Here is a 16,951-nt window from a genome sequence, read left to right as displayed (position 1 = left end):
GTTTCGAAGAAGTTACACTAGATTTGAAGCCTGCCATAGTCTCAGCATAATCACTGCGTAGAATGCTAAGTAACCTTAATTGCCATTTTTTAAAAAAAAACACTGATTTTTCCCAACGGTTAGTGACATTATAATTCTACTTTTTTATTTGTCAATAAATTTCAGCAAATGAGATCCATTCTTCTGCCTATTTTTCCTGACCGAGCTGCATCTTCCTTTTGTTCGCCTTACGCCAAAAGGAATCATTGAAATCAAGTCAAACCAGATTATCGCTCCGACGATTAATACTTAACCTTTTCCAAATACAGTCCGCAGGCTTCGGCCATGCGGCCTGTTTGCACGCGTTCATTTGACGCCAGAATTTGCGGGATCGCAGCTGCGTCAATCGTGCCGAGTCCGACCTCGATCAACGTGCCGACCATTTTCCGCGCCATGTTATAGAGAAATCCGTCGCCAGTTAATCGAATGTCGATGAAGTCGTCATACGCGTCAATCGTTATCGCTGAAATTGTCCGCACCGCCGACTTCTTTTTTGATTTTGCATTCGCGTAAGCTGTAAAATCATGCGTGCCAATGAAGTCATGACCAGCCTGCTTCATCAGTGCGACATCCAAGTTTTCAACCACATGCGTGCTGTATTTTCTCATAAAAGGATTGCTGATCGGTCCATTCCAAATTTTATATAAATAGGTTTTCTCCTTAGCATTATATCGGGCGTGAAAACGTTCGGGCACACGTGCTACATCAATCACGCTGATATCCTGAGGCAGTTGATGATTCAGATGCGTATAAATTTCCTCCTCAGTCAGCAGCTTCTTCGTTTTGAAATTTGCGATCTGGCCAAGTGCGTGGACACCCGCATCTGTTCTGCTGCATCCGACGATCTCAACCGGTTCACTGGCGAGCGCCGTAAGTGACTGTTCAATTTTTCCTTGAATGGTATTCTTATCATCACCCAGCCGCTGCCATCCTTTATAGCGGCCGCCGTCGTACTGAATTGTTAATTTATAATTGTTCATGTTTGCTCCCTCTGCGATTTCAATGGTAACCGGCTCTCATGCTCGGTCTTCCGCATTGTCCCCCAATATCAAACGCATGTCAATTTTTCCCCATTAGAATCCTTTTCTAAGCAAGCTTCTTAATCGGAAAAGCTCTAGGAGTTGTGCTACAATATGGATGTTACTTTTGTCAAAACGGTGACAAATTAACCTATTTCTGAGAAAGCCAGGTGAACTTATGTCCTCAATTGAGTGGCAAAAAGTGAAAGACTATGAAGATATCCTCTTTGAAACCTATGAGGGAATTGCAAAAATCACAATTAATCGACCGCATGTCCGCAATGCGTTCACACCAAATACAGTTGTTGAAATGATTGACGCATTTGCTTGGGCACGTGATGATGCATCGATCGGCGTCATTATCCTTACCGGTGCCGGTACAAAAGCGTTCTGCTCCGGCGGCGATCAGAAGGTGCGCGGCAACGGCGGTTATGTTGGAAAAGATAATATTCCACGCCTGAATGTTCTTGATCTGCAGCACTTGATTCGAATCATTCCAAAGCCGGTCATCGCGATGGTTGCCGGTTACGCGATTGGCGGCGGAAATGTGCTCCAGGTCGTGTGCGACTTGACGATTGCCGCTGATAACGCAATCATTGGCCAAACAGGACCAAAAGTCGGCAGCTTTGACGCAGGCTACGGCGCAGGCTACTTAGCGCGCATTGTCGGTCACAAGAAAGCGCGTGAAATCTGGTACTTGTGCCGTCAATATAATGCGCAGCAGGCTTTGGACATGGGGCTTGTCAACACGGTTGTGCCGCTCGACCAGCTTGAAGAAGAAACCGTAAAATGGGCGCGCGAAATGCTGTCGAAGAGTGCCACAGCACTCCGATTTCTCAAAGCGTCGTTTAACGCGGATACGGACGGACTCGCGGGTCTCCAACAATTCGGCGGAGACGCGACGCTGCTTTATTACACGACTGACGAAGCGAAAGAAGGACGCGACGCCTTTAAGGAGAAACGCGATCCTGATTTCAGCAGATTTCCTAAGTTCCCATGATCTCTGAAACAAATCCGGCTATGCCGCAGTGGCTTAGCCAACGCGCGCGGCTGACTCCAAATCGGATCGCATTCGAAACGAAGGATGAGCAGCTCACATTCAATCAATTGCTCGCGCGCGTCCGTCAAGCTGCATCAGCGCTTCGGTCAGCAGGCGTTCGTCCCGACGAACATGTCGCGTCGCTTCAAGGCAACACGCTCACCTGCGCCGTCACGATTCATGCACTGATGATGCTCGGCGCAGTTATGGTGCCACTGAATACCCGATTATCGGTGGACGAGCTTGCCGGACAAATTCAGGACAGCGACTGCCGACTGCTGATTGCGGATCAAAAGTTTGAACAAAAAGCATCGCAAGCCATCGGACGAATCAACTGCGCGCTCATTCATACAGAAAAGTCGACAGACTGCGAACCTTCGCCGGATGACTTCGATAAAGAAATCCAATTAGGCAATCCATGTACGATTATCTTCACATCAGGTACAACCGGACATCCGAAAGGCGTCGTGCTCACCTATGGGAATCACTGGTGGAATGCGAATGCATCGTTAATTAATCTCGGCCTTTCACCCGATGACAAGTGGCTGTGCTGCGTGCCGCTTTTCCACGTCAGCGGTCTGTCCATTTTAATGAAAAGTGTGATTTACGGTATGCCGGTGTATTTGCAGGAAAAATTCGATCCGCAGATCGTCAATCAGTTACTTATAGACGGCGGTATCACGCATATCTCCGTCGTCTCATCCATGTTGCAGCGGATGATGGACACACTCGGCGATCAAAACGCTTATCCAAAAACATTGCGCTGCATCTTGCTCGGCGGCGGGCCTGTGCCCAAGTCACTGCTTCAGCGTTGTCTCGATCAAGAGATGCCCATCTATCAAACGTACGGCATGAGCGAAACTGCCTCGCAAGCGGTCACCTTGCCGCCCGACTATATGCTTGAAAAAGCAGGTTCGGCCGGACAGCCGCTGTTTCCGCTCCAAGTTCGTATCTCCGCTGCAGCAACCAATGAGCCTGGAGAAATTTTGATTAAAGGGCCGACCGTCTTCAGCCATTATTTAAATAATCCTGAAGCGACGCATGAGGCTTTTGACGGTGAATGGTTTCACTCAGGCGATATCGGTTATCTTGATGAGGACGGCTTTCTGTTCGTACTGGATCGCCGGAAAGATCTGATCATTTCCGGTGGGGAAAATGTTTATCCTGCTGAAATCGAATCCGTTTTAAATGGTTGCGCGGGGATTTCTCGCGCAGGAGTCATTGGCATTCCGGATACGCAATGGGGACGCGTTCCTATTGCTTTCGTCAGCCTTAAAGAAGGCGCAAACTTTTCTGAAATGGAATTAATCAACAGCTGCAAGGAACATTTAGCTTCGTACAAAGTGCCGAAACGTATTTTAACTCTGCCGTCGTTGCCTGAGAACGCATCACACAAGCTGCTCAAGCGCAAGCTTTACGAGTTTTATGAAAAAATGAATAACGTCAAATGAAAACCGGGGACAAGCTCGGTTTTTTTACAAGAGTAAAGAAAAGTTATTTTTCCCCGCTGGGTACGATGATAAGAGGCTAATTCCCAATCTGAACTTATCGGTTGGACGATCAGGTAAGCACCCAACTGATAAATAGACGGAAAAATTACCCCTATTAGAAAATGAGCGAAAATATAGCTTAAATAGACGGAGAAATTCCGTTTATCGAATCGAAAAACGTGAAAAAGGAAGGTTTTGCTTTGCATAACCGGAAAAATTACCCTTATTTACCGGCGAAACAAGCTCCAGAATGCATATAACCGGAAAATATCCGCTTATTTTGCTCGTTTAAAAGTACGTCTTGTATGCAATGCGAAAACCAGCGCGTCTTAGAAGTAAAGACCGGGCTTACCCGGTTTTTTTATTGTTTAGGAAAGTATAAAATATCGACTTATGGATAACTCACCGTTAAACTATTTGTAACACTTTTGGAGGATCAGGGCATATTTAACCTGCTGAATAACCAGCGCACCGCCTATATAGGTACCTCCTGCGTAACCCAGAAGAAGGGTGTACCTTTTTTATTTTGACGACGGAGTCTCTCTAACCGTTGTGTTCTCACGGACAATGACTTCTATCTCGGCATGACATACTGGGCAGCGGACTTTTTTTACTGCCCACTCGCTTGAACGATGCACACAGATCTCCGCACTGCTTTGATAGCCATTATAATGGCGACATGCATCCATGACGATCCCTCCCTTCATTATCTGCTATACCCGCATTAATCGGATTTTCATGGACAACAGGTTTATTTCCAGCAGTTCCCTCTTAAATGCCATAAATACGCCACTAATTCCGCTTATTCCCTTTTAAGATCATTTATCTAGTCATGTTATACTTTTACTAGACTGAAAAAAATGCTTGTTGCACGAGTCTTCCAAAAGGACTCAAACACTGCCTCAGCATTCATGAAAGGTGATCTTTATTGGAAAAAAGACAACTCAATCCTCGAATTCTTACGATCTGGCGCCAAAGAGCAATCATGACAAACATCATTTTCTGGCTGGGCATTGGCGGATTCATCACAAGTATTCTATTTTTTGACTGGCCGCATTTCCTGTTCTATATTGCCGGCGCACTTGCCGCGCTCAACATTCTCCAACTGATCCTTTATGTATTTATTTTTCCAAGCATTAATTACCGAACCTTTTTCTATGAAATCAGACAAGAGGATCTGTTAATACAAAACGGGATTTTTATTATTACCCAAACCGTTATTCCGTTTACGCGCGTGCAAAATGTAGAGAACAGCCAAGGACCGCTGCTGCGCAAGCACCACCTGACTGCCGTATCTGTTACAACGGCGGCAGGTGAGCATGAAATTCCGGCTTTGGAAGAGTCCGACGCGCTCGCTCTTCGCGACCAGATAGCTGAGCTGATTAAGGAGAATCCTGTCAATGAAATCTAACGGCAAGCATCTCCATTTCTTCGCCATAATCAGTGATGCCGTCTCAACACTGTGGAGCATCATCGTTCCGCTTGGCTTTGGCTTTGCATGGGGGATGCGTCATCTCGGCCAAATTGCCGGCTATGCTCTTATCATTCTGCTTGTTATTATTGTCTTCAACTTTTTTAAATGGCTGCGGTTCAAATATGAGTTCATCGATGATCAATTTCATATCCGTTCAGGGGTTCTCGTGCGCAGCGACCGTTACATTCGCATTCAGCGAATTCAATCGGTGCAGATCAAAACGAATCTGCTGCTTCGTCTGCTCGGTGTGGTTCAATTAAAATTCGATACCGCAGATCAGGCGTCCAAAGGTGACATGGTTCTCTCCGCGCTTAAACTTGAGGAAGCGGAACGAATCAAGGCAGAAGTCAGCCGCGGAAAAACGCAAAAGTCGATCATCTTTGCTGTAGAAGACCCTACTGAAGCTCCAAAGGTCGTCGATGACTCACCAAAAAAGGTCTACGCGCTCTCCGGAAAACGGCTGCTCGCTGCCTCGCTGCTTACGTCCAAAGTCGGTGTCGTGCTTGCGGCAGTGTTTGGACTTTGGTCGCAAGCAGATGACTTTATACCCGACAGCATCCAAGGACGCTCATTAAGCTACCTGGAACATGCTTCGCTTGTCGGAATGGTCATCATCATTGGAATGGCTATTCTTCTACTCTGGCTTTTTTCTTTGGTCAGTGCACTGCTTCGATGGGGGTTTTTCAAACTATCCATACATGAGGGAGAATGGCGCATCCACCGTGGTGTGTGGGAGACAAGTGACGAAACCTATAAAACCGATCGTGTTCAAGCGATACGTATCAAAGAACAATGGGTGCAACAATTGTTTGGGTGGTGTACAGTCTATGCCGATTGCAGCGGCAGTATTGATTTGGAGAAAAGTGATGGCGGATCGGTACTCGTCTTCCCGCTCCTTAGGAAAAAGGAATTACCCGCATTTCTCGAAACAGCGATACCAAGATTTTCCGGACCAATCAAACGCCACCCGTTACCCACACGCGGTACGCTCTATCGCATGATCCTTCCGGCACTTTTTTGGATTGCCCTATGCTGCACGCTTACTTGGCGATTGGATTGGGGCAAGTACACACTTATTGCGTTGCCGTTCATTCTCGCCTATTTCTGGTTTAAAAATCGCTCAGAGGGCTGGGCACTCATGGACAAGCGGCTCATTGTTATTAATCGATGGCTGACAAAAACAACAACTATTACGAGAAGAAACCATATTCAATCGTTTGCAAAAAAACAGTCGCGTATCCAAAAGAAGCTTAATCTATCCACATGCGCGGCAACCATTCGCGCATCTACTGCGGAAAGCATTACGATTCGTCAGCTCGATGAACAGGATGCGGACAAGATCTTTCAATGGTTTCGTAAGAAATAAAAACAGCTTGCGCTTCGATTAGCGCGAGCTGTTTTTCTCTTTTTCTAATGAAAGGTCCGGCTCTTCCATGGAAACTTGCCAATTGATCGGCGCTTCGCCCACCGATTCCAAGTACTGATTAGTCCGTGAAAACGGGTGGCTGCCGAAGAATCCGTATCGAGCGGAGAATGGGCTCGGATGCGTCGATTTTATAATAAAGTGCTGCTTATTCGTAATCAGCTCTTCTTTTGCCTGAGCATTCCGGCCCCACAAAATGAATACAATCGGCTGCTCGCGATCATTAAGGTCGCGGATCACAGCATCGGTAAATTGTTCCCAACCCATGCCTTTATGTGAGTTCGCGGCGCCGCGCCGAACGGAAAGAACCGTGTTCAGAAGCAATACGCCTTGACGCGCCCATTCAATCAAGCATCCGTGTTTTGGAATCTCACAGCCAAGGTCATCCTTTAATTCTTTGAAAATATTTTGCAGCGACGGCGGCTGACGAACCCCTGGCATGACAGAAAAGCTGAGACCATGGGCTTGACCCGGTTCGTGGTATGGGTCCTGGCCGAGAATAACAACTTTTACTTTTTCATAGGGGGTGTAGTTGAGCGCGTTAAAAAGATCATACATATCCGGGTAAATGGTCTTACTTGAATACTCTTCCTTTAGAAAGCCGCGCAGCTTCTGATAATAATCCTTTTCGAATTCCGGCTTCAGCAAAGGATCCCAATCATTTTTCAAAATGTGCTTTTCCAAGTCCGTGCACCTCTCTCATTTAGATGAATGGCAGTCGCCAACTATTTTTTCTCAATAAACGATCTTCCAATTATGGTCAACTGTCGCTTTGATCACTTTCTTTTCAAGCACTTCATTCGCGATCAGCTCTGTCACGTCAATTGGAATATCTTTGATGACCGTCTTGTTGCAGAACATGAAATAATCACCGCCGCCGACCGCTCGATAATTGTTCATCACCACATCGTACAGTCCGTCCATTTTTACCGGAGCCTCATGATAGTCCAACTTCGTAATACGGTGTCCTGCCGAACGCGAAATATCGATAATATAGTCAATGCCTTCCCACATATCATAATTATAATGCTGAGGCTTCGGATTCGTAAACGCATCGCTGACTTCAATCGAATCGCCGGCATATGTTTTGAAATAAGACGCCGAGCGTTCAAGAGCATCCAGCATATCCCGTCCGCTGATTCGAAGCACACGCAACGTATTCGGATAAATATAGTTTGCGACGATATCTCGCATCGTGACATTAGCCGGCATTCCCGGAGACTCGTTATTGAAAAGAGCGGTGGAACTGATATCCGCGCCTGAGGCTTTCATTTGCAGACGATTGATAAATTCGATCAGCGGATGATCCTGCGTCCGAACCTTCATCGGATCATGCACAAGCATATCGCCTTCGATCTCGCCAAGCGGCTGGTCAAGCCAAGTTTGTGCATCTTTTTCATACCCATCAACAGTTCGAAGCAACGCGACATCCGTTTCAACATTATTCACCGGAAGAAGCTCAGTCCTTCTGTTTATAATCTGCCAATTTCCCTGGGATTTTTCCAGTTCAAGCGTCACCTTGCCGAGATGTGTACCGTTGCAGCCCGGCTGGATCACCGGTACCCCATTGACTGGCTTCCCGTAGATTAATCGATGCTGGTGTCCAGTAAGCAGGGCGTCAATACCCGTGACATTCTGACAGAGCTGATAGGCTTGATTCTCGCCTTTCAGCTCTTCAATCGCCGCGCCGGTATCCAGATCACGTCCGAATCCTCCATGGTACGACACTATAACAACATCTGCTTTTTTTTCATTTCTTAAGAACGGCACCCACTTGTTTGCCGTATCCACAGGATCTTCAAAACGCATCCCTTTAATATTTTCAGCTTTTTCCCAATTTGGCACATATTTTGTCGTCAATCCCAAGACTGCCGCACGCAATCCCTGGTCAAAATTCTTGATGATATACGGCTTGCCAAAGAACGGTTCACCTGTCGATTCATCGACAATATTGGCGGCAAGCCATGGGAAGTCAGAGGAAGTGACCACCCGATCGAGCACATCTCGTCCAAAATTAAATTCATGGTTGCCAAACACAGCACAATCATAATTCAATTTATTTGCAATGACCGCCATCGGGTTGGGCCGCATCTTATCAAAACGCGCATAATAATAGAGCAGCGGCGTCCCCTGTGTCATGTCGCCATTGTCAATTAATAGAATAGAAGGACTCTCGGTGCGCTCTTTGCGGATGAGCGTAGCAATTTTTCCCATGCCGACATCTTTCGGGCTATTATCCGCATAATTAATTGGGTAAATACTTCCATGTACATCGCTTGTCTCCAAAATAACCAGTTTCATTGTCTCACCATTCACCTCATTCCTCTATCATACTAACATGCTGTGCGGGTTTTGGGCGGATAAATATGCAGTACTCGTGTCTAAAACCATAACTCAAACCTCCCACATAAAATTTATGTTTTAACTCAAATCTCATTTTTTACAAATAGTTTAAAAATTTATCGTTTAGAAGTTCAGCAGTTTTCCCGCTAATCCTATATAATAAGAACTGAATTGTTCATTGGACAGCCTGCATGGAATCGGCCATGCTGGAATATATTTGTGATTAGTTGACCCCGTCCCAGACCTTATGGAGGTGTATCTTTATATGAATAGAAGCAAATTCAAGCTTTCCATTCTCTTCATCTTTTTTCTTGTCTCACTCCTCATGCTCTCATCCTGCGGCAGCAATCAGCCGACAGCAAAGGACCGTATGGAAGACTATGTCAAAGCGTGGCAAAAACAAGATTTTTCCAAAATGTACAGTTTTCTCTCAAAGAAATCACAAAAGAGCGTCAGCAAGACGGATTTTATTTCCCGATACAAGCGAATCTATGAAGGAATAGAGGCCGGAAAAGTAAAAGCGAACATTAAAGAAAACGCCAAAAAAGAAGGCACTGTACAGCTGAAAGCAACACTTGATACAGTGGCCGGACCGGTGAAATTCTCCCAATCGGTACAACTAAAAGAAGAGAAACGAAAAGAGAAACAGAATTGGTATATCAGCTGGAAACCGGGAATGATCCTTCCGGGAATGAAAACCGATTCCAAAGTTCGCGTCGACACATTGTCAAGCACGCGCGGCGAGATTGTCGACCGCAACGGTAAGCCTCTTGCGATAAATGGCTCAGCAGCACGCATTGATCTCATTCCCGGAAAAATGGGTACCGATAACGAAAAGGCGCAGACCATTAATAAGTTGACGGATCTGCTTGGCGTCAGCAAAGAACAGATTGATCAAGCACTTGCCGCTTCTTGGGTTAAGGTGGACAGCCTTGTACCGATTACGACAATCGACGCGACAAAAACCGATCTCGTAAAGCAAGTGACTCAATTACCCGGTGTCGTTAAAACCAATGTCGAAAGCAGAGTGTACCCCGATAAAAACGCCAGTGCACATTTAACCGGATATGTTGGAAAAATGACTGCCGAACTTTTGAAGAAACACCAGAACGAAGGCTACAATGCCAACTCAGTCATTGGCAAGACAGGACTCGAACTGCTGTTTGAGAAGCAGCTTCGTCAACGCGACGGTGCTTCAATCATCCTACTTGATTCAGCTGGTGCCGAGGTCGGAACAATTGCCAAGAAAGCTCCGGTTAACGGTCAGAATATCCAACTGACTATTGACCGAAATGTTCAAGACGCGCTCTATAGCCAGCTCAAGAAGGATGCCGGAACCGGGGTAGCCATTGATCCAAGAAATGGCGATATTCTTGGTCTCGTCAGTGCTCCTGCCTACAATCCGAATGACTTTGTTCTCGGCATTTCGTCAAGCGCTTATAACAAGCTAAGTAATAACGCGAAGCAGCCGTTAATGAACCGTTTTACATCAGCATCCGCACCCGGTTCCACATTTAAGCCATTGACGGCAGCGATCGCGTTGACTCATAAAGCGATTGATCCGCAGCAGCAGATCGCTATTAAAGGGACAAAGTGGCAGGCGAATAAGTCGTGGGGCGATTACTACGTCACTCGCCTTGATCACGATCCTGAAGTAAATCTTGAAGAAGCCTTGTTCCGCTCAGACAACATCTACTTCGCTCAGGCTGCGCTCAAGATCGGCGGATCAACCTTTGCCGCGGACGCCAAGAAATTTGGTTTTGGTGAATCACTTCCGATACAGTATCCGATGCGCAAATCCACAATTTCAAACGATGGCAAGCTGGACAGTGATTCGCTTCTTGCCAATTCTGGTTACGGTCAGGGCCAGGTCAGCGTCAATCCGCTGCATTTGTCATTGATTTATTCTGCATTCGTTAATGACGGCAGCATGATCAAGCCGAGGCTGATCAAAACCAATGATCCGCCAACCTTCTGGAAGAAAAATGTCATGTCTGCCGATATCGCTCAATTGCTGAACAAGGATCTGATCCAAGTTATCGACAATCCTGCCGGAACAGCACATGACGCGAAAATAAATGGCTTAACGATCGCTGGTAAAACCGGTACACCAGAATTCAAAAAGAAGCAAGGAAAATCCGGACGCGAAAACGGATGGTTTGTCGCTTACAATACAGACGATCCTCGGTTGATGGTCACCATGATCGTCGAAAACACACAAAAACATGGTGGCAGCCACTATGTCACGCCGAAAGTGAAGAATGTTTTTGAGAAAGTGTTGAACAAATAATCAATAGATTGGAAACACGATATGAGGTGTCTCAACAGTCATTAGACTGAGGGACACCTCTTTATGTGTGCGCAAATAAAAATAAAATTAGTTACCGGAGAAAGAGCCCATAATGACAACAGATGATGTTGCGCTGTAAAGACAAACGGCGAAGGAAAGCAGAAACGCAAAGTTTAAGAAACAAACTCGAAAAAAGTAACGGCTAGCTGTGGAATACCTGAACCTACGGAAATGGACGTCGAGCTCGAGCTTTATCCCGGCAGGTTGGGACTTAATCAGGAAAACTTGGCCTTTAATCCGGGAAAAATCCTGGACTATCCCGGAAAACTGCGTCCTTATCCGGAAATGGACGCCGAGCCCGAGCTTTATCCCGGCAGGTTGGGCCTTAATCTTGTAATTTTTGCGCAACGTGTTGTTGCGCATCTCACGTCAGTTGCATAAAAATCCATTTCTTTTATCAACAAAAAAACCGGGCAGGCTCCTCACTTTCGAGGTTCCTGTCCGGTTTCTCTTTATTTTTGAAATCAGACCATTTTCGTTTTCACGTAGTCAAGCACTTCTTCAGCCGTATCTAGGTTGAGGAACGCTTCTTTGTGTTTTGCCAAGTCTTCCTTGGACAATTTCAGCAGCTGGCTTCTTGCCGGCAAGATTGATGTTGCGCTCATGCTGAATTCATCAAGACCAAGTGCGAGCAGCAGCGGGATTGCCGTTGCATCGCCGGCCATTTCACCGCACATACCTGCCCAGTGTCCTTCTTTGTGAGCTGCATCAATGATGTTGCTGACAAGGCGAAGAATGGACGGGTTACATGGCTGATACAGATAAGATACATGTTCGTTCATTCGGTCTGCAGCCATCGTGTATTGAATGAGATCGTTTGTGCCGATACTGAAGAAGTCAGCTTCCTTAGCGAAACGATCAGCTGAAACAGCAGCAGCTGGAATTTCCATCATCATGCCGACCTGCAGATCATCCGATACCTTTGTTCCCGCGGCAACGAGCTTCTCTTTTTCTTCAAGGAGAATAGCTTTTGCCTGACGGAATTCGTCGATTGTCGCAATCATAGGGAACATGATCCGCAGTTTGCCATAAGAACTTGCTCTCAGCAAAGCACGTAATTGTGTGCGGAAGATGTCCTGACGTTCCAAACATAGACGAATCGCACGGAAGCCAAGGAATGGGTTCATTTCTTCAGGAAGCGGAAGGTAAGAGAGCTTCTTGTCACCGCCGATATCGAGCGTACGGATAACAACCGGCTTGTTCTCCATCTTTTCAAGAACTTCCTTGTAAGCGTCAAATTGTTCGTCTTCCGTAGGCAGCTTGTCGCGACCCATGTACAGGAATTCCGTACGGTACAAGCCAACCGCTTCGCCGCCGTTGTTCACAACGCCCTCAACATCGCCAGGGTTTCCGATGTTGGCACCGAGAATGACATGTGCGTCATCCTTTGTTTTCGTTGTTTCATGAACAAGCTTCTTCCATTCCTCTTGTTGCTCTTTATAGGCAGCTTGTTTTGCCTTGTATTCAGCAACTTCTGCTTCAGAAGGGTCAAGGATGACTTCGCCGTTCAATCCGTCAATAATAGCAAGTTGTCCCTCTTTTGCCTGCGCCATAACGGTTTTTGTTCCGACGACAGCAGGAATTTCCATCGAGCGGGACATGATTGCCGAATGTGAGGTACGTCCGCCAATATCGGTTGCGAAGCCTTTAACGTACTTACGGTTCAATTGAGCTGTATCTGAAGGCGTCAAATCTTCGGCGATAATTACCGTTTCTTCAGTTATGCTCGCAGGGGATGTAAAGGAAACCCCGAGCAAGTGAGCCAGTAGACGTTTGGACACGTCGCGAACATCCGCGGCGCGTTCTCTCATATAATCGTTATCCGTCATACTTTCAAACATTTGAATGAAGAAGCTTGATACATCGTCAAGCGCAGCTTCCGCGCTCAATCCTTCATCATCAATTTTGGAAGCAACTTGACCGACAAATTCCGGGTCGCTGAGGAACATCAGATGTGCGGCGAATACTTCAGCCTTGTCTTTCCCTAATTCTCTCTCAGCGGTTTCTTTAATCGTTGTCAATTCTTTTTTTGAAATTTCAAGAGCATCGTTAAGCTTTTTCTTTTCTGCTTCTTTATCGGCAACTGTGCTTCTTTCGAAAGACAGATCCGGATTCTTCAGGATGAAAGTCTTGGCAATGGCAATACCTGCAGAAGCAGCAATACCTGTAATTTTTTCTGACATACTTTCGTTCACCCAACCCTTCAGATATAAAAGTTCCACGAATCATTAAACCGCTTGTACGTCCTCGTAATTAAAGAGAATTCGCCCACCTGCGTTAACACGCTCAATTGGGGTATCATTTTGATGGAACATCCCTCTGATCACATTTAACGTAACAGCTCGTATAGCCAAACGTTCCGCAACAGTCGTTTCAACGACCTGTTTTCCTCATTCAATAAATGTTAGGAAAACGTAACAGTTATTATTATATCAAGAGTTTTTTTAAATTGAAAGCGAGTACAATCATTATGCTTTAATTGTCATAATTTATTGTCATTCTTACTTTCTTTAAACAGCAATTTGGTCAGGCGTTTTTCTTATCCTCAAGCGGCTTTTTCCAAATACCGTAAAGAATGGCCGTAACCAAGGTTCCGATAATAATTGCGAGTGCGTAAAGCAGCGGATTACCGTTGCTGACAAGCGGGATAACAAAGATACCGCCATGCGGCGTACGCAGACCGACGCCGAATAAAAGGGCCAACCCGCCGGCAAGCGCGGACCCGATTGCCGAGGACACCATAACGCGCAGTGGATCGGCAGCGCCAAACGGAATTGCACCTTCAGAAACAAATGCGGCGCCAAGTACGTAGGCTACCTTTCCTGCATCTCTCTGTGCGCGATTGAACTTATAAGGGAACAGTGTTGTTGCCAGTGCCATGCCAAGCGGCGGAACCATGCCGCCGGCCATTACGGCTGCCTGCGGATAAAAGTTACCCGCACTGATCATCGCAATCCCAAATGTAAAAGCGATTTTATTGAACGGACCACCAAGATCGATCCCCATCATACAACCGAGGATCAGGCCAAGAAAGACCAGGTTTCCTGTACCCATGCCATTAAGCGTATGGGTCATCATCTCTACAAAGGCACTGATCGGCTGGTTAATCAAGAACATCAATGCGCCGGTAATGAAGATACCGAATACCGGGTAAATCAGAACCGGCTTTAAACCATCAAGCGATTGCGGCCATTTTTGAAATGCCCATTTGACCAATTCAACAGCGTAACCTGCAAGGAATCCGGCAATGAGACCGCCAAGGAATCCGGCGTTGCTTGTCAGAGCCATTAAACCGCCAACCATACCTGGAGCGAGGCCGGGGCGATCAGCAATACTCATCGCAATAAAACCGGCGAGGATTGGAATCATTAAATACATGGCATTGCCGCTTCCAATAAAGCTGAGTAATTCGGCAAAGCTATGAACATCAGCTACACTAGAAACCGGTCTAAGTTCAATGCCCATAATGGAAGCGATCATGTATGACACGGCAATCAGAATTCCGCCGCCGACAACAAATGGCAACATATACGTAACACCGTTCATCAAGTTCTTATAAATGTTGATCTTTTTCTCACCGGATCCGTCGTTTGCAGCAGCCTGGGATTTGGAATTGCTTCCATTACTTTGATAAACAGGTGCCTTTCCTTCCAAGACCTCGTTAATCAACTCTTCAGGTCTGCGAATACCATCCGTAACCGGCACTTGAACGAGCGGCTTGCCATTGAACGGTTCGACATTAATATTAATACTCGCCGCAACAATAATTCCTTTCGCCTTCGCAATTTCATCGGCCTGCAGTTTGTTTTTGATACCGGTTGAACCATTCGTTTGAACCTTAATGGACACGCCCATTTCTTTCGCTTTTTGCTTCAGTGCATCAGCAGCCATATAAGTATGAGCAATACCAGTTGGACAGCCCGTTACAGCCAAGACTTCATAACCGTCTGTGTTGCTTTCCGCAGCTTTTTTCTCTTCAGCGGCTACATTTTCACTTGTTTCTTCTTGTTGATCAAAGGCTGCGACAATTTCTTCCGGTGTCGCGGCGTTCATCAATTTCTCACGGAAATCCGGTTTGATCAAAAAGGTCGACAGTGTGGACAACGCTTCAAGGTGTGTTGCGTTTGCGCCGTCTGTAGCCGCGATCATGAAGAACAGATGCGCCGGCTGACCATCCAGGGATTGGAAGTCAACGCCTTCCTTTGAACGTCCGAAGGCAATGGCAGCCTCTTTAACTGCCGCTGTTTTCGAGTGCGGGATCGCGACGCCGTCGCCAATACCCGTCGTACTTTGTTCTTCACGCTTATCAAGTGCCGCACGATATCCTGCAAGGTCATTCAGCTTGCCGGCTTTTTCCAATGTCGCTGCCAGTTCATCTAACACATCTTTTTTCGACGTGCTTTTTAAATCCAAATTAACGGTAGCTGCCGTTAACAGGTCCGTCACTTTCATTATGTTTTCCCATCCTCTCTTATTACCCAAGGTTTCCCAGTTGTTTTTTATAGATGGCGGAGTCCTGACGGTTCCCATTCATTCTTCCTCAACCACATTGAAATCTTCTATTTAGATATTGCTAATTTCAATCTGTGGTAACATCTCTTCAACTTTTTCTTTTGTACATAGATCTACAGAGAAAGCCGTCGCGCTGCCCGACGCGGCACCTTTTTGGAATGCTTTACGGAAATTGCCGCTTACCGCATATTCGGATAAAAACCCGCCGACAAGCGAATCACCCGCGCCTACCGAGTTCTTTAAGACGCCTTTAGCCGGAGGGGCGTACAGATATTCATCCTTGTCTATGTAGATCGCGCCCTTACCACCCATCGAAACGATGACATGGTCAATCCCTTTTTCAACAAGTTTCTTTCCGTATGTTTTCACTTCATCAAAGCTATCGATCGTTACGCCAAAATACTCACCGAGTTCGTGGTGATTCGGTTTTACAAGAAACGGCTTTGCCTCAACAATCTCGCGGAATGCCTTGCCGCTCGTATCAACAACGACCTTAGCCCCGCTCGCGCTCACGTGGTCCATCATGTCTTTGTAGATAGTCACGGGCAAAGTAGCCGGAGCGCTTCCTGAGAGAACAAGGATATCATCTGCTGTCAACTTTTCCAGCTTCGTAAAAAGCATATTCAACTGCTCATCTGTAATTTGCGGTGCCACTCCGTTAATTTCTGTTTCCGTATCACTTTTCAGTTTGACGTTAATACGGGTGTCACCATCGACGGGGACGAAATCAGCCTCAATGCCCTCTTCAGCTAGCTTTCCTTTAATAAATTCTCCTGTGAAACCACCGATAAAGCCAAGGCACTTGGATGTCTGTCCAAGATGTTTCAAAACTCTAGAGACATTAATTCCTTTACCACCCGGCATTTTCCGGTCAGCTTTGACATGGTTCAACTCGCCAGCCTTGAAATTGTCCACTTGCAGAAAATAGTCAATCGCTGGGTTCAGTGTACATGTATAGATCACGAGTGATCAGCTCCTAAATAAGAATTTGTAATTATCATATCAGTGATTTGTTAAAGCACCCAAATAGAGAGCGGATTCATTACCGTGATCGACTAATCTTTTGTATTGTCTGCCGCTTGACACAGATCCATACAAAAGAGAAAACGATCTTCTCGGGGAATCGCTTGCATCTTTTCAGAGTGACTGGAATGCAGGATATAATAATACCCCTCAAGTTACTAATTATAAAGTGAAAAACATTCATTATCAATCAAATAAATTCACAAATGTTCATCATTTGAAGCTTTTTGACCGATTTA

At 46.0% G+C, this 16,951-nt stretch carries 13 protein-coding genes; 6 read left to right on the top strand and 7 right to left on the bottom strand.

Annotated features, from left to right (window positions below):
• Window positions 1–281 precede the first annotated feature (281 nt).
• Window positions 282–1,019, bottom strand: a complete 738-nt coding sequence (gene truA, locus ABWW58_RS07250; protein ID WP_353868489.1) for a tRNA pseudouridine(38-40) synthase TruA — start codon at window positions 1,017–1,019, stop codon at window positions 282–284.
• Window positions 1,020–1,236: 217 nt separating this feature from the next.
• On the opposite strand from truA, the gene menB reads away from it, so the two are divergent.
• Both menB and ABWW58_RS07240 read left to right on the top strand, forming a co-directional pair.
• Window positions 1,237–2,058 carry a 1,4-dihydroxy-2-naphthoyl-CoA synthase gene (gene menB / locus ABWW58_RS07245; RefSeq protein ID WP_353868488.1) on the top strand — a complete coding sequence of 274 codons (822 nt, stop codon included), beginning with the start codon at window positions 1,237–1,239 and terminating at the stop codon, window positions 2,056–2,058.
• Window positions 2,055–3,548, top strand: coding sequence for an o-succinylbenzoate--CoA ligase (locus tag ABWW58_RS07240; protein WP_353868487.1), 1,494 nt, complete (start codon window positions 2,055–2,057; stop codon window positions 3,546–3,548). Before menB ends, ABWW58_RS07240 begins: the two co-directional genes overlap by 4 nt.
• Before the next feature lie 560 nt (window positions 3,549–4,108).
• Here the strand turns inward: ABWW58_RS07240 and ABWW58_RS07235 are convergent.
• Window positions 4,109–4,276, bottom strand: coding sequence for a hypothetical protein (locus ABWW58_RS07235; protein ID WP_353868486.1), 168 nt, complete (start codon window positions 4,274–4,276; stop codon window positions 4,109–4,111).
• 239 nt (window positions 4,277–4,515) lie between these two features.
• On the opposite strand from ABWW58_RS07235, the gene ABWW58_RS07230 reads away from it, so the two are divergent.
• A complete protein-coding gene (locus tag ABWW58_RS07230) occupies window positions 4,516–4,998 on the top strand; it encodes a PH domain-containing protein (RefSeq protein WP_353868485.1) in 483 nt (160 codons plus the stop codon).
• Window positions 4,988–6,427 carry a PH domain-containing protein gene (locus ABWW58_RS07225; protein ID WP_353868484.1) on the top strand — a complete coding sequence of 480 codons (1,440 nt, stop codon included), beginning with the start codon at window positions 4,988–4,990 and terminating at the stop codon, window positions 6,425–6,427. The genes ABWW58_RS07230 and ABWW58_RS07225 overlap by 11 nt, the downstream gene beginning before the upstream one ends.
• A gap of 18 nt (window positions 6,428–6,445) precedes the next feature.
• Here ABWW58_RS07225 and ABWW58_RS07220 read toward each other — a convergent pair whose 3' ends face one another.
• Window positions 6,446–7,168, bottom strand: a complete 723-nt coding sequence (locus ABWW58_RS07220; RefSeq protein WP_353868483.1) for a uracil-DNA glycosylase — start codon at window positions 7,166–7,168, stop codon at window positions 6,446–6,448.
• Window positions 7,169–7,219: 51 nt separating this feature from the next.
• Complete coding sequence (locus ABWW58_RS07215) at window positions 7,220–8,785, bottom strand: bifunctional metallophosphatase/5'-nucleotidase (protein ID WP_353868680.1); 1,566 nt, start codon at window positions 8,783–8,785, stop codon at window positions 7,220–7,222.
• Window positions 8,786–9,092: 307 nt separating this feature from the next.
• On the opposite strand from ABWW58_RS07215, the gene ABWW58_RS07210 reads away from it, so the two are divergent.
• On the top strand, window positions 9,093–11,117 hold the full coding sequence (locus ABWW58_RS07210; protein ID WP_353868482.1) for a penicillin-binding transpeptidase domain-containing protein: 2,025 nt from the start codon (window positions 9,093–9,095) through the stop codon (window positions 11,115–11,117).
• 231 nt (window positions 11,118–11,348) lie between these two features.
• Window positions 11,349–11,558, top strand: a complete 210-nt coding sequence (locus ABWW58_RS07205) for a hypothetical protein (RefSeq protein WP_353868481.1) — start codon at window positions 11,349–11,351, stop codon at window positions 11,556–11,558.
• Between the two features lie 83 nt (window positions 11,559–11,641).
• Here the strand turns inward: ABWW58_RS07205 and ptsP are convergent, their stop codons facing one another.
• The 3 genes from ptsP to pfkB all read right to left on the bottom strand — a co-directional run bounded on the left by ptsP (window position 11,642) and on the right by pfkB (window position 16,652).
• A complete protein-coding gene (ptsP, locus tag ABWW58_RS07200) occupies window positions 11,642–13,360 on the bottom strand; it encodes a phosphoenolpyruvate--protein phosphotransferase (protein ID WP_353868480.1) in 1,719 nt (572 codons plus the stop codon).
• Between the two features lie 343 nt (window positions 13,361–13,703).
• Entirely contained in the window at window positions 13,704–15,629 is a 1,926-nt protein-coding gene (locus tag ABWW58_RS07195; protein ID WP_353868479.1) for a PTS fructose transporter subunit IIABC, read from the bottom strand.
• 111 nt (window positions 15,630–15,740) lie between these two features.
• Window positions 15,741–16,652 carry a 1-phosphofructokinase gene (gene pfkB / locus ABWW58_RS07190; protein ID WP_353868478.1) on the bottom strand — a complete coding sequence of 304 codons (912 nt, stop codon included), beginning with the start codon at window positions 16,650–16,652 and terminating at the stop codon, window positions 15,741–15,743.
• Window positions 16,653–16,951: the final 299 nt, after the last annotated feature.

This window comes from Sporolactobacillus caesalpiniae (genome assembly GCF_040513385.1).
Classification (GTDB): Bacteria; Bacillota; Bacilli; order Bacillales; family Sporolactobacillaceae; genus Sporolactobacillus.
The sequence above is the reverse complement of the archived record's forward strand: the minus strand, read 5'-3'. Positions and strand labels throughout refer to the sequence as shown.